The sequence below is a fragment of the Vibrio sp. UCD-FRSSP16_30 genome, from assembly GCF_001676025.1.
Lineage (GTDB): Bacteria > Pseudomonadota > Gammaproteobacteria > Enterobacterales > Vibrionaceae > Vibrio.
This window is the reverse complement of record NZ_LZFW01000035.1, coordinates 45,295-58,293: the sequence shown is the minus strand read 5'-3', so window position 1 is coordinate 58,293 and position 12,999 is coordinate 45,295. Positions and strand designations below refer to the sequence as shown.

At 42.2% G+C, this 12,999-nt stretch carries 11 protein-coding genes; 5 read left to right on the top strand and 6 right to left on the bottom strand.

From position 1 onward, the window contains the following. Nucleotides 1-8: 8 nt before the first annotated feature. From hslV to priA, 4 genes are all read right to left on the bottom strand, one after another. Nucleotides 9-533 (bottom strand): ATP-dependent protease subunit HslV, encoded by a 525-nt coding sequence (hslV, locus tag A9260_RS11790; RefSeq protein ID WP_068699211.1) that lies wholly within the window; start codon nt 531-533, stop codon nt 9-11. A 147-nt stretch (nt 534-680) separates the two neighbouring features. Next, entirely contained in the window at nt 681-1,232 is a 552-nt protein-coding gene (locus A9260_RS11785; protein WP_068699209.1) for an SPOR domain-containing protein, read from the bottom strand. A 66-nt stretch (nt 1,233-1,298) separates the two neighbouring features. Then, complete coding sequence (gene cytR, locus A9260_RS11780; protein WP_068699207.1) at nt 1,299-2,303, bottom strand: DNA-binding transcriptional regulator CytR; 1,005 nt, start codon at nt 2,301-2,303, stop codon at nt 1,299-1,301. A 190-nt stretch (nt 2,304-2,493) separates the two neighbouring features. After that, the gene (priA, locus tag A9260_RS11775) at nt 2,494-4,695 is read right to left on the bottom strand and encodes a primosomal protein N' (RefSeq protein ID WP_068699449.1); all 2,202 of its coding nucleotides are present in this window, start codon (nt 4,693-4,695) and stop codon (nt 2,494-2,496) included. Nucleotides 4,696-4,982: 287 nt separating this feature from the next. On the opposite strand from priA, the gene rpmE reads away from it, so the two are divergent. Next, nucleotides 4,983-5,201: a 50S ribosomal protein L31 gene (rpmE, locus tag A9260_RS11770; RefSeq protein ID WP_068699205.1), complete on the top strand. Its 219-nt coding sequence runs from the start codon at nt 4,983-4,985 to the stop codon at nt 5,199-5,201. Nucleotides 5,202-5,372: 171 nt separating this feature from the next. After that, complete coding sequence (locus A9260_RS11765; RefSeq protein ID WP_068699204.1) at nt 5,373-6,635, top strand: malic enzyme-like NAD(P)-binding protein; 1,263 nt, start codon at nt 5,373-5,375, stop codon at nt 6,633-6,635. A gap of 115 nt (nt 6,636-6,750) precedes the next feature. Here the strand turns inward: A9260_RS11765 and metJ are convergent, their stop codons facing one another. Further along, on the bottom strand, nt 6,751-7,068 hold the full coding sequence (gene metJ / locus A9260_RS11760; protein WP_068699201.1) for a met regulon transcriptional regulator MetJ: 318 nt from the start codon (nt 7,066-7,068) through the stop codon (nt 6,751-6,753). A 193-nt stretch (nt 7,069-7,261) separates the two neighbouring features. Here metJ and A9260_RS11755 point away from each other — a divergent pair, with 193 nt between their 5' ends. The 3 genes from A9260_RS11755 to metF all read left to right on the top strand — a co-directional run bounded on the left by A9260_RS11755 (nt 7,262) and on the right by metF (nt 11,908). Beyond that, nucleotides 7,262-8,425 (top strand): O-succinylhomoserine (thiol)-lyase, encoded by a 1,164-nt coding sequence (locus A9260_RS11755; RefSeq protein ID WP_068699199.1) that lies wholly within the window; start codon nt 7,262-7,264, stop codon nt 8,423-8,425. Between the two features lie 2 nt (nt 8,426-8,427). Beyond that, a complete protein-coding gene (locus A9260_RS11750) occupies nt 8,428-10,836 on the top strand; it encodes a bifunctional aspartate kinase/homoserine dehydrogenase II (RefSeq protein ID WP_068699197.1) in 2,409 nt (802 codons plus the stop codon). A gap of 172 nt (nt 10,837-11,008) precedes the next feature. Continuing rightward, nucleotides 11,009-11,908 (top strand): methylenetetrahydrofolate reductase, encoded by a 900-nt coding sequence (gene metF, locus A9260_RS11745; RefSeq protein WP_068699195.1) that lies wholly within the window; start codon nt 11,009-11,011, stop codon nt 11,906-11,908. Between the two features lie 69 nt (nt 11,909-11,977). Here the strand turns inward: metF and A9260_RS11740 are convergent, their stop codons facing one another. Further along, on the bottom strand, nt 11,978-12,508 hold the full coding sequence (locus A9260_RS11740) for a PadR family transcriptional regulator (protein WP_068699193.1): 531 nt from the start codon (nt 12,506-12,508) through the stop codon (nt 11,978-11,980). Between the last annotated feature and the right edge of the window lie 491 nt (nt 12,509-12,999).

Below are 12,999 nucleotides of genomic sequence, written 5' to 3'. Positions count from 1 at the left end.
TTAATTCCTTAGTAATCAAGTTCATCAATGGTGTGATGATGGTTGGTAAATACACAGATGTCGCCAGCAATATTTAATGATTTCTCTGCTATTTCTTTTGCGTCTAATTCTGTGTTTTCGAGTAATGCAGTTGCGGCAGCCTGAGCAAAGTTACCACCTGAGCCAATCGCAATAAGATCGTTTTCTGGCTGAACAACATCACCATTACCTGTAATGATAAAAGAGGCAGTTTCATCTGCAACAGCAAGTAAGGCTTCTAAACGGCGTAGGGCTTTATCACTACGCCAGTCTTTGGCAAGCTCAACAGCGGCACGAGTGAGATGGCCTTGATGCATTTGTAACTTACTTTCGAGTTTTTCAAATAGCGTAAAGGCATCCGCGGTACCGCCAGCAAAACCAGCAAGCACTTTGTCGTTGTAGAGACGGCGAACTTTTTGTGCGTTGCCTTTCATTACGGTATTGCCTAGAGAAACTTGTCCATCACCTGCGATGACGACTTTATTATTTCGACGTACGGATATTATGGTAGTCACGAGGATTCCTTCTGATTTCACCAGTGATATAGAAATAAGGTGGGGGTGAATACAGATAAATTCAAGGTGGGATATTGATAGGACAGTTGTATCTGAATAAAAACTAAAACGGCTTCAGTGGTTATTTACTGAAGCCGTTAGGTAGGTCTAGTAGCCGGGATCTTTCATTATCATACACGGCTCAATTTTAGCTCTTTGTAGCTTATGCTTATCTCTTTCTGCATCACGCTTACGAGCGTAAGGGCCCAGTATCACTCGATACCAACTGCTGCCTTTCTTTTGTCGAATTTGGCTATTTACGCCCTGAAAAGCGATATCAACCTTTCGTCCATCCGCTTGAGTATGAGACTTATAGGCACCACACTGCATGACATAAGGGACTTTAGAAAGTACCTCCGCTTTTGGAGTAACCTTAATTTCTCGCTCAGGCAATGTCTTGACGTAATCCCACTGCTCTTCTGGGGGCGGTGGTAAGTTCTCAGCATTTTTATTTGTTGAGGACCTTGCTTTTGTCGATACATCAACTGCAACAGGCTTGGCTGGTTTAGGATCTTGGCTTAGGTGGTAAAGCCCATAGCTAAATCCGCCAAGCAACAAGCCAGCAAGGATAATTGCTTTCCAAGGTTTTTTTGACGGAGCTGGCTTACGCGCTTTCTTTGATTGCGTCTTGCCACTCTTTACATAATCTTTTCTAGCCACTCGAATTAGTCTATTCCGTTATTCACACTTACTATGTTAATGCAGAAAACGTTTAGATAATAGACCTTAATAGCTTGGGGGTAGCGTACTTTGGCGTATGATCAGTTCGGTATCTAACAGTCGAGAGTCGCAACTGACTTTTTGACCACTAAGAAGCTCAAATAACATCTGAGTTGCCTGATAACCTATATCATAGCGAGGCTGAGAGACAGTGGTCAGTGGTGGATCGCAGTACTGTGAGAACTCAATATTATCAAATCCAATAAAAGAAATGTCCTGTGGAACTCTTAGTCCCATATTTTTGGCTTCTTTGATTGCACCAATTGCCATCATATCGTTGTGGCAAAAAATAGCACTTGGTGGAGAGCCTGCGTTCATGAGCTTACGTAATGCAGTCGCACCTGATTCAAAACTAAAATCGCCTGAGGCTGAATTGGTTAGATCAATACTGAGTCCTGCTCGGCGCAATGCTTGTTGAAACCCTTGGCTACGAAAGCTAGACAGTGGCGCACTATCTGGGCCACAGATCTCACCAATACGTTTGTGTCCTAGTTTTGCTAGATAATTGACGGCCTGAAAAGAGGCGGTCAAGTTATCAATATGAACAGTCGGTAATTCAAGTTCAGGCGCGTACTCACAAGCCATTACCATAGGTGGTAAGTTCTTTTGTTCTGCGATACTGGCATCGATAGGAAGGTTGGTGCCAAGCAGGATTAGTCCATCGGCCTGTTTTGAATAAACAAGATTAACCAGTGAGTTGTCACGACACTTTTGTTGTGAACTATCACCCAGTAAAACAAGATAGCCTTGTTCTGATGCCGCAGTTTCTATGCCGCGAATAATTTCCGAGAAATATGGGTCACAAAGATCAGGCACAATGACAACTAGAGTTTTAGATTCATTACGTTTTGTACTGCGCATTATTGTGCTTGGGCAGTATCCTGATTCAATCACAGCATCTTCAACTCGTTTACGAGTAGATGATGACACCTTTTCTGGATTCATTAGCGCTCTTGATACCGTTGCGGTTGAGACGCCAGCGAGCTCAGCAACATCTTTCATTGTCGCCATAGTTGATTTATCCCCTATGATAATTAGCTCTGCTTACGCACCCATGAAGCAAACTAATTACAAAAATTTAAGCTTGGTAGTAAATGGAAAATAAGTGTAAACAGTTTTGTCTGAATAGTTTACGGGGCAAGTAGCATAATTGCATAACTTACTGTGAGGTAACTCGCATTCTGTTGTATGTATTGCATATTTAACTTAAATCTACCGGCTCTACATCTATGTTCCACCTAACTTTTTTGGCATTGGGTAGAATTTCTAATGCCGGTTTTGCACTCATGAGTAGCTTGTGCATGGTTGAGCGTAACTGGCATTGTAAAATGAGTTGCCAGCGAGATTTGCCTGCTCTTTTTGCCATTGGCGCAGGAGTGGGGCCAAGCACCCAGCATTGCTGATCAAATAAAGGATGAGCTTCCAATGTTTGTCGAACTTGCCTCAAAAAATCTTCAGCAAGTTGTGAGTGGTTAGATTCCGCTCTAAATAATGACAGGCTAGCGTAAGGAGGAAGTTGCGCTACTCTTCGTTCCATTAAGGCACTTTGAGCGAACTCGGGATACCCTTTATGTAATAAAGCCTGCAGTAATGAGTGCTCAGGGTGATGAGTCTGTAACACCACATGCCCAGGTTTGCTTGCTCGTCCTGCTCGCCCTGCCACTTGAATAAATAACTGAGCGAGCTTTTCTGATGCTCTAAAATCACTGCTGTATAACGACGAATCTACATCGAGTAAGCCCACTAAAGTAACGTCAGGGAAGTGATGTCCTTTGGCTAGCATTTGTGTACCAATAAGAATCTGATATTCCCCATTACGAATAGACTCAAGAGCGGCCTCTAAGCTGCCTTTACGACGAGTATTATCTCTATCTATACGGATGGTTTTAAATTCAGGAAATAAAGCTTCTAGATGCGCCTCAAGTTGTTCTGTACCAACTCCGACGGTAACGAGATTGGTTGAGCCACAACCCTCACATTGATGCACTACCGCTTTTTGTGAGCCGCAATGATGGCAGCGCATCTCTCTACTACCTTGATGAAAAGTATAGTAAGCATCACATCGGTGACACTCTGCTATCCAGCCGCACTCATGACACATTAACGCCGGAGAGAAGCCGCGACGATTGAGAAATAGCATGACTTGATTGCCTTGCTGTAAATGCTTACGCATCTGAGCAATGATAGGAGCACTTAAGCCACTTTCTAAATACAGACCTTTTACATCAATGACACTATTTTTGGCTGGTTTTGCACCGCCGGCGCGCTCGGTGAGCTGTAGGTGTAAATATTTACCTGACAGAGCATTGTTTAAGGTTTCCAATGATGGAGTCGCAGAGCCCAGAACAATAGGAACCCCCTCAGAGTGGGCGCGCATTATAGCCATATCCCTTGCATGGTAACGTAAGCTATCTTGCTGCTTGTAAGATGAATCATGCTCTTCATCCACAATAATAATACCAAGCTCAGCAAAGGGAGTTAATAAAGCAGAACGCGTTCCAATCAGTATGCCACACTCTTTATTTTTTGCGGCAAGCCAGGCATTTAAACGTTCGCTATCATTAAGACCTGAATGAATAGTGGCGATAGGGACATTGAAGCGTCGTTTAAAGCGATTAATGGTTTGCGGGGTTAAACCAATTTCAGGCACCAAAACTAACGCTTGTTTCCCCTGATTAATGACAGATTCAATCAGTTGAAGATAAACCTCAGTTTTACCCGAACCCGTGACACCATCGAGTAATGCACATTCGTAACCTTCTACATGATTGACGGTGACCACTGCTAGCATTTGTTCGTGGTTAAGCTCTCGCTTATCAGTTTCGTTGACTCGAACGTCCTGCCACTGGTCATTTATTTCAATAACTTCCGTAGAGTCTATCCATTGCTTTTGTTGTAAGGTCTTTAATACGCTGCTAGAAACTTCTAGATCAATGAGTTCATGATGAGGCAGAGCGCCATATTGCAAGGCATTCATCACCTTAGCTTGCTGAACTGCCCGCCCAAAGCCTTGCATTAACTGGTTTTTCCCAGACTCTGTTAATTGCCAAGTTTTTTGCGCTTGTTTTTGTGCGGGCTTGCCTTTGCGTAATGCTCCAGGCATTGCGCCGTTTAAGGTTTCACCTAGAGGGTATTGATAGAATCGGCTTCCCCAGTGAATTAACTTATACAGCTTCTCCGGCCAAATCGGCTCAAAATCAAGTACTTCAATCAGAGGCTTGAGTTTATTGATGTCGTATTCTGATTGATGAGTTAGCGCTGTAATAACACCAAGACGTTTGCTCGGGCCAAACGGGACCCATACCCGCGTACCAAGCACTGGAAATAAGTGTGCCGGGATAAGATATTCAAACTCTTTATCCAGAGGAACAGGAAGGGCAACTCTGGCTATGGTTGGTCGCATGGGCTCACTTTGATGTTTTGCAATCACGAAATTATCACCATGATAATACGAGAAAAGGCAGATGGCATTAGCTTAAATAACCACAGGCCGCTTTAACATCACATCTATATTGACATTAAATAGAGAAAGTGATGAAAAAAAGGACAAATAAGTTGATCCTAACTGACTAATTAATTACTATACTGCGCCTTGAAGATAGCGTATTTACACACTATCACTGTTAGAAACTACGTGTGGTGTCCAGCATAGAACTGGATAGCGACACGGCCTATAAATGAGGTCTTCCCATGAAACCAGGTATCCATCCTGAGTACAAATCAGTTACTGCAAACTGTTCTTGCGGCAACACTTTTGAGTTCAACTCAACTCTAGCTAAAGAATCTATCCACCTAGACGTATGTGACAAATGTCACCCGTTCTACACTGGTAAGCAACGTATCGTTGATACTGGCGGCCGTGTTGATCGCTTTAACAAGCGTTTCGGTGCTCTTGCTTCTAAGAAATAATCTTAGTTGTAAAGAAACAGAAAAAGGTCGCTTAGGCGGCCTTTTTTGATCTTGGTCTAAAATGGATATCATGTTTCATACTCTGTTTGCCCTGTAGTACATTGCCTGCTTTTTAATTACAATCGAAGATTAGTCTATTTTTAGCTTATACCTATAAAGGAACCCCTTAGGATGCCAGATGACCAACTTATAAATAACTTTCGCCAGCAAGCTCTTGATTATCACGAGTTTCCAAAACCAGGTAAAATTGCTGTTGAGTTAACGACTCCGGCAGATTCAGTCAATGACTTGGCTTTAGCTTATAGTCCTGGTGTGGCAGAGCCGGTGCGTGAAATTGCTCAAAATGCTGACAACGTTTATAAGTACACAGCAAAAGGCAATATGGTTGCAGTTATTTCAAATGGCACCGCTATTTTAGGTTTGGGTAATCTTGGGCCAATGGCTTCTAAGCCAGTAATGGAAGGCAAAGCACTGTTGTTTAAACGTTTTGCTGGTCTAGATTCTATCGATATAGAAGTAAAGCATCGCACTATTGATGAGTTCGTCGATACCGTTGCCGCTATTGCCGATACCTTTGGTGGTATTAACTTAGAAGATATTAAAGCGCCAGATTGTTTTGAAATTGAAAGTCGTCTGATTGAACGTTGTGATGTTCCTGTTTTTCATGATGATCAACACGGCACTGCAATTGTGACTGCCGCAGGTATGCTCAATGCTATTGAGTTGCAAGGTAAGCAACTGTCTGAATCGACCATAGTTTGTCTTGGCGCGGGAGCGGCGGCAGTTGCGTGTATGGAACTGCTGATTAAGTGTGGCGCTCAGCGTGAAAAAATCTACATGCTGGATCGTAAAGGTGTCATTCATACTCGTCGTGACGATTTAAACGAATATAAACAGCTGTTTGCCAACAATACAGATAAGCGCACTTTAGAAGATGTCATTGAAGGTGCCGACTTATTCTTGGGTGTATCAGGTCCTAACTTACTTTCTCCAGAGGCATTAGGTTTAATGGGGGATAACCCTGTTGTTTTTGCTTGTTCTAATCCAGATCCTGAAATTAAGCCAGAGCTTGCGCACAAAGTGCGTAGCGATCTTATTATGGGTACAGGACGTTCAGATTATCCAAACCAAGTAAACAATGTCATTTGTTTCCCGTTTATTTTCCGTGGCGCTTTAGATGTAAGAGCCAGTGAAATTAATATCGAAATGAAACTGGCTGCGGTAGAAGCGATTCGTCAATTGGCTAAAGAGCCAGTACCGGCAGAAGTAATGAAGGCGGCTGGGGTGGAATCACTTGAGTTTGGTCACGGTTATATTATTCCTAAACCAATGGATCCTCGCTTATTGCCTCGCGTAGCGCGCGCTGTAGCAGAAGCTGCAATCAAATCAGGCGCAGCCCGAATCGAACTTCCTGATAATTATATGCAAGATTAATATCAATATTAATTGCTTACAAAAAAGGGCTTAGAGTGTGCACACTCTAAGCCCTTTTTTTGTCTATATTTTAGCTTTTAAGAGTTTATATAGTTAAAAACTATGCAATTTCTGATTAGTCATCAAAGACTTCTAATTCGATGCCTAAGTCAGACATAATTTGTTTAGCTTCAACAGGGATTTCATCGGGGCAGTCTTTTCTTAGATCTTCATCGGTCGGTAATGGCTGGCCGGTGTACGCATGTAAGAATGCTTCACACAATAGTTCGCTATTGGTGGCATGACGTAGGTTATTTACCTGACGACGAGTGCGTTCATCGGTAAGGATTTTGAGAACCTTGAGGGGAATAGACACAGTGATCTTTTTAACTTGAGTGCTTTTTTTACCGTGCTCAGCATAAGGGCTGATGTATTCGCCATTCCAGTCTGCCATTGGAAACCTTTAATTATTATCTAAGAGTAAAGTTGATAACTAATTTTAGCGATATTTACTGCTAAATGTAAAGGCATTTAGACGTCTAGATGTGTTGAAGTCTAATTATTATCGGGGTAATCTATATACAGATTTAGATTATTTTGATTGATACTAAACTCTATCAGTCATTGTCAAAGGAAAGGACAAGAAAATGAGCCGTAAACATAAGTCATCGACGATTGCCGTCCGCACTGGTATCGAGTCTGATACACAGCACCATGCTGTTGTTCCCCCAATTTATCTGTCCACCAATTATGGTTTCCCTTCTTTTGGGGAAGTACCTAAATATGACTATACTCGCTCAGGAAACCCAAATCGTGGTTTACTAGAGACGGCACTATTTGAATTAGAGTCAGGTAAAGGCGCGGTGGTAACTAACTGCGGCACTTCAGCGCTAAACTTATGGGTTTCTGCATTTTTAGGTCCAGACGATTTAATTATTGCACCACATGATTGCTATGGTGGTACTTATCGCTTGTTCAATTCTCGCTCTTTGAAGGGTGATTTTAAAGTTGAATTTGTTGATCAGTCCAATGAGCAAGCTCTTGCCGCTGCAATCGCTAAAAAACCTAAGCTTATTTTAATCGAAACTCCGTCTAATCCACTAGTTCGAGTAGTGGATATTGAGAAGGTGTGCACGCAAGCGGCAGAAGTTGGCGCACTTGTTGGGGTCGATAATACGTTTTTAACCCCTATTTACCAAAAGCCTCTGGAGCTTGGCGCTGATTTTGTCATCCACTCCACCACTAAATTTATCAATGGTCATTCCGATGTCATTGGTGGCGTTGTGATCACCAAAACAGAACAACATGCAGAAGAGCTTGGCTGGTGGGGTAACTGTATTGGCGCAACGGGCACTCCGTTTGATAGCTATATGACACTGCGCGGTATTCGAACTCTTGGCGCACGTATGCGTGTTCATGAAGAAACGTCACAAGAAATTTTGCAATATCTGGCATCTCAGTCACGAGTTAAAACAATTTATCACCCGAGCCTGCCTCAACATCCTGGTCATGAAATTGCTAAGCGTCAGCAAACTGGTTTTGGCAGCATGCTCAGCTTTGAGTTTAATGGTAGCAAAGAGCAGCTCATTGAGTTTGTCGATGCATTAAAACTGTTTTCCCTAGCCGAATCCTTAGGTGGGGTAGAAAGCTTAATTTGTCACCCAGCAACCATGACTCATCGAGCTATGGGTGAAGAAGCGTTAGCAGAAGCTGGAATTTCTCATTTTTTATTGCGTCTTTCTGTTGGTTTAGAAGATGCAGAAGATCTCATCGATGATCTTGCTCAAGCATTTGATTCTGTGAAGGGGTAATTATGAATAACGTAACTCAACTGCATAAGTTTGGTGGCAGTAGTCTTGCGACTGTTGAGTGTTTCGAGCGTGTTGCGAATATTTTATCTGAATATTCTAATGCTGGAGATTTGATCATTGTTTCAGCTGCAGGCTCGACAACCAATAACTTATTGAGTTGGTTAGCGGCGTTGGAAAAAGATGGGCGTATTGCGCATGAGATTTTGCTTGAATTAAGAGCCTATCAAAATCAACTGATCAGTGATTTGCTTCCGACAGAACAAGCTCAAGCCTTACAAGCACAACTTAATGCTGAGTTCACCGCATTAAGTGCATTAAATAGCCCTTTATCTGACTCGCAAAAATCAGAGGTATTAGGACATGGTGAGGTTTGGTCATCACGACTTCTAGCCGCTGTTCTTAGTCATAAAGACATGCAAAGTGTAGCGATTGATTCACGTCGTTTTTTGCGTGCAGAAATTGGCACTCAGCCAGAAATCGACCGCAACTTATCTTGGCCATTAGCGAAACAAGTTATCGCTCAGCACCCATTGAAACGATTAGTGATTACCGGATTTATGGCGCAGAACGAACAGGGCGAAACTGTTCTTCTTGGTCGAAATGGCTCTGATTATTCAGCGACAATTGTCGGTGCTTTAGCGGATGCAGCAAAAGTGACTATTTGGAGTGATGTTGCTGGTGTATACAGCGCTGATCCTCGAATTGTAGAAGATGCTTGCTTGTTGCCATTGCTTCGTCTTGATGAAGCCAGTGAGTTAGCTCGTTTAGCTGCGCCAGTACTACACAGTCGTACATTACAGCCTGTGGCTCAAAGTGCTATGGATTTAGAACTACGTTGTAGTCATCAGCCTGAATCTGGCTCAACGAAAATAGAGCGCGTTTTAGCGTCTGGCCGAGGCGCTAAGATAGTGACATCACTTGATGATGTAAATCTTATTGAGCTTACATTAGGTCAGTCGCATGATTTTGAACGTTTAGAGCCACAAGTTATCGCTTTGCTAAATAAGGCTCAGCTTGCTCCATTGGCTTATGAATCTCAGTCAGATAATCATTGTCTTCGCCTTGCTTATACCAGTGAGCTACTAGCTGGAGCGTTGGAGTGTATTCAATCAGCGCAGCTTGATATCAAAATTGATGTTAAAGAAGGTTTATCTTTAATTGCCGCAGTAGGGGCTGGGGTCACTAATAACCCTAACCATTGCTTTGGTTTTTATCAGACATTAAAAACGGTATCTGTCGAGTTTATGTTTGAAACCGAGTCTGAACTTAGCCTTATTGCCGTGGTGAAAAGTACCGATATTCCGTCGCTACTGAAACAACTACACAATCAGCTGTTTCAAGCTCAAAAGCGTGTTGGACTTATTCTCTGTGGCAAAGGCAACATTGGCTCTAATTGGCTTGAATTGTTTGCGACGCAAAAAGTTGAGCTCGAAAAACGCCGAGGCATGAGCTTTGACCTTATCGGGGTAGTGGCGAGTAATCGTTATTGGCTTGATGAGAAGGGTATTGATGCGACATTGGTGAACTCCCATTTTGCCGATCAGGCGATTACCGCAGAAGAAGATTGGTTGTCTCTGGTAAGAAAACAATCACGCTTTGATGAGATTATTATTTTAGATGTTACGGCAAGCCAAGCGGTATCTGACCGTTATTTAGAGTTTGCCGAGCATGGCATGCACCTTATATCTGCTAATAAATTAGCCGGTTCGGCTCCTAGTGAATACTATCATCAAGTACAAGATGTCTTTGCTAAAACGGGTCGTCATTGGTTATATAACGCGACTGTTGGCGCAGGGCTTCCGGTTAACCATACTGTGAGAGACTTGCGCGAGAGTGGCGATGAAATAGTGGCATTATCAGGCATTTTTTCCGGCACGTTATCTTGGTTATTCCAGCAGTATGATGGCTCTATGCCATTTAGTGAATTGGTTGATCTTGCATGGCAGCAAGGGCTTACCGAGCCAGATCCAAGAGCGGATTTAGATGGTACTGACGTTATGCGTAAGTTAGTCATTTTAGCGCGTGAATCAGGGCTAGATCTTGAGCCTGAAGGGGTTAAGGTCGAATCTCTAGTACCTGATAGCCTTTTAGATTTGTCTGTAGATGAGTTCTTTTCTCAAGCAAGCGTTTTGAACGAAGCCTTAGCAGAGCGTCTAGCGAAAGCTAAAGGGGAAGGGAAGGTTTTACGCTACGTAGCTCGACTTTCTAAAGAAGGTACAGCGACAGTGGGTGTAGAGGCGCTTTCTGTGCATCATTCACTTGCTAACCTATTGCCATGTGACAATATTTTTGCAATAGAGAGCAAATGGTACAAAGATAATCCTTTAGTTATTCGAGGTCCCGGTGCTGGGCGTGAAGTAACTGCCGGAGCCCTCCAATCAGACCTAAACCGCTTATCTAGCCTACTATAATCTTAGTTAAGTATCCGGCATCGCGGGATGTTGGATACTTCTTATCTTAAAAAGACTCAAACTTTGTACTGATTTTTGTTGACATCACTCTCATAAATTTACATTATCTAGACATACAGACGTCTAAACGTTCGTGATTATGTGATTGTGCTAAGGCACAGGGAGAAGAGTAATGGGATATACACACGCTGGGCACATTGATGCATTGAATCAAAATATTGCTGAGCTTTCAGATAACATCAATGTTTCGTTCGAGTTCTTCCCTCCAAGTAGTGAAAAAATGGAGGAGACACTTTGGAACTCTGTACACCGTTTAAAAACGCTACAGCCTAAGTTTGTTTCCGTTACTTATGGCGCTAACTCTGGTGAACGCGATCGCACTCACTCTATTATTAAAGAAATCAAAAGCCAAACCAACCTCATTGCAGCGCCACACTTAACCTGTATTGATGCTTCTCGTGATGAACTGTTTAATATTGCAGAAGATTACTGGAGAAATGGCATTAAAAGCATCGTTGCTCTGCGTGGTGATATTCCGCCAAATGGTGGCCAGCCAGAAATGTATGCGTCTGATTTGGTTGAGCTACTAAAATCTCGTCACGACTTTGATATTTCTGTTGCCGCTTTCCCTGAAGTTCATCCTGAAGCGAAAAGTGCTCAATCCGACTTACTTAATTTAAAGCGTAAAGTGGATGCTGGTGCAAACCGTGCCATTACTCAGTTTTTCTTTGATGTAGAAAGCTATCTTCGATTTAGAGACCGCTGTGCGGCAACAGGGATTGATGTTGAGATTATCCCAGGTATTTTACCCGTTTCAAACTTTAAGCAAGCCTCTCGCTTTGCTGCAATGAATCATGTGAAAGTGCCCGGATGGATGGCAAAACAGTTTGAAGGTTTGGATGATGATCCGACGACTCGTCAGTTAGTAGGAGCAAGTCAGGCGATTGATATGGTGCGTACTTTAAGCCGTGAAGGGGTAAAGGATTTTCATTTTTACACACTTAACCGTGCAGAAATGACGTATGCCTTGTGTCATACGTTAGGAGTGCGTCCTCAGGCAGTGGCAATTTAAATCATTGATAATAAGTTGATAAAAACAAAGGACCTAGAGCATAAACAGCTAGGTCCTTTTGTTTTTTGATTAAGCAATCTCGCCTAACACTTCTTCAGCCCACTCATTCCAAGCTTCACGAGTAAGAAGATTACGACGTAAAGTTAGTCGTTCAATCTTTTCTTTGTGGCTCAAGATACGAGTATCTGAATAGTGAGTACCTTCGATTTCTTTGTAATACTGAACTAGCTTACGTGAATCGTTAAGTGCAAGTTGTAATTGGTCAGAAAAACCTTCAGCAGGTTGTACTTCACATGCGTAAAGCTTAGCTGCAAATTCATCTCTCACTGTTGGGTGTGAGATTGGTTGTTCAAACCATTTAGACAGTGCCTCACGGCCGTTCTCTGTAATTGAGTAAATTTTCTTATCTGGCTTTCCTGATTGAGGAAATAACTGACAAGTCACCAATCCATTTTCAGCAAGTTTGTTCAGTTCACGATAAACTTGCTGGTGGCTTGCTTTCCAAAAATAGCCAATGCTATAGGAAAATTCTTTTGTAATGTCGTAACCGGTAGCATCTTTTGTGCTTAGTACGGTCAATATAACGTGTGGTAATGACATGTTGTTCTTCCAAATATACTGCATATAAAAAACAACGCACTCTTCAGACTCTATTGGTCATGATTGAAAAGTGCGATCCACTCAGGAATTTCGAGAGTGCATGTATTACCTTTTAAGCCATTATCACCTGAAAATGATTAATATTATTATGTTTAATAAGTAGGGGATATTGCGTCTCTTTTTTGAATAATGAAACCCAAGATGCCCTATCTATAAGCTAACAGTTTACTATCATTTTTGGCCGTTAGATTAACGCAAAATAAGTATTACAAAAACAGGTTTACAGCTTTTTGTCTCATATTGCCAACTGGATCATAAACTAAAAAATCCTATGCATTTGTTGTATTAAAAAACGGATGCTAAAGCTCAATAATTAAATAAAATCCCAGCAATCTCAAGCGGTTAGATAATAATCAATGGTCGTTTGTTGCAGATAAGATAATGTAAAGAAATGGATTTAGATAAGGTTTGTTATGGGCTCAGGCGAGCTT

Bases quoted from the DNA above. Each gene is read 5' to 3' on its own strand.
- cytR (WP_068699207.1), bottom strand. From the start codon at position 2,303: ATGGCGACAATGAAAGATGTTGCTGAGCTCGCTGGCGTCTCAACCGCA.
- priA (WP_068699449.1), bottom strand. From the start codon at position 4,695: ATGCGACCAACCATAGCCAGAGTTGCCCTTCCTGTTCCTCTGGATAAA.
- rpmE (WP_068699205.1), top strand. From the start codon at position 4,983: ATGAAACCAGGTATCCATCCTGAGTACAAATCAGTTACTGCAAACTGT.
- A9260_RS11765 (WP_068699204.1), top strand. From the start codon at position 5,373: ATGCCAGATGACCAACTTATAAATAACTTTCGCCAGCAAGCTCTTGAT.
- metJ (WP_068699201.1), bottom strand. From the start codon at position 7,068: ATGGCAGACTGGAATGGCGAATACATCAGCCCTTATGCTGAGCACGGT.
- A9260_RS11755 (WP_068699199.1), top strand. From the start codon at position 7,262: ATGAGCCGTAAACATAAGTCATCGACGATTGCCGTCCGCACTGGTATC.
- A9260_RS11750 (WP_068699197.1), top strand. From the start codon at position 8,428: ATGAATAACGTAACTCAACTGCATAAGTTTGGTGGCAGTAGTCTTGCG.
- metF (WP_068699195.1), top strand. From the start codon at position 11,009: ATGGGATATACACACGCTGGGCACATTGATGCATTGAATCAAAATATT.
- A9260_RS11740 (WP_068699193.1), bottom strand. From the start codon at position 12,508: ATGTCATTACCACACGTTATATTGACCGTACTAAGCACAAAAGATGCT.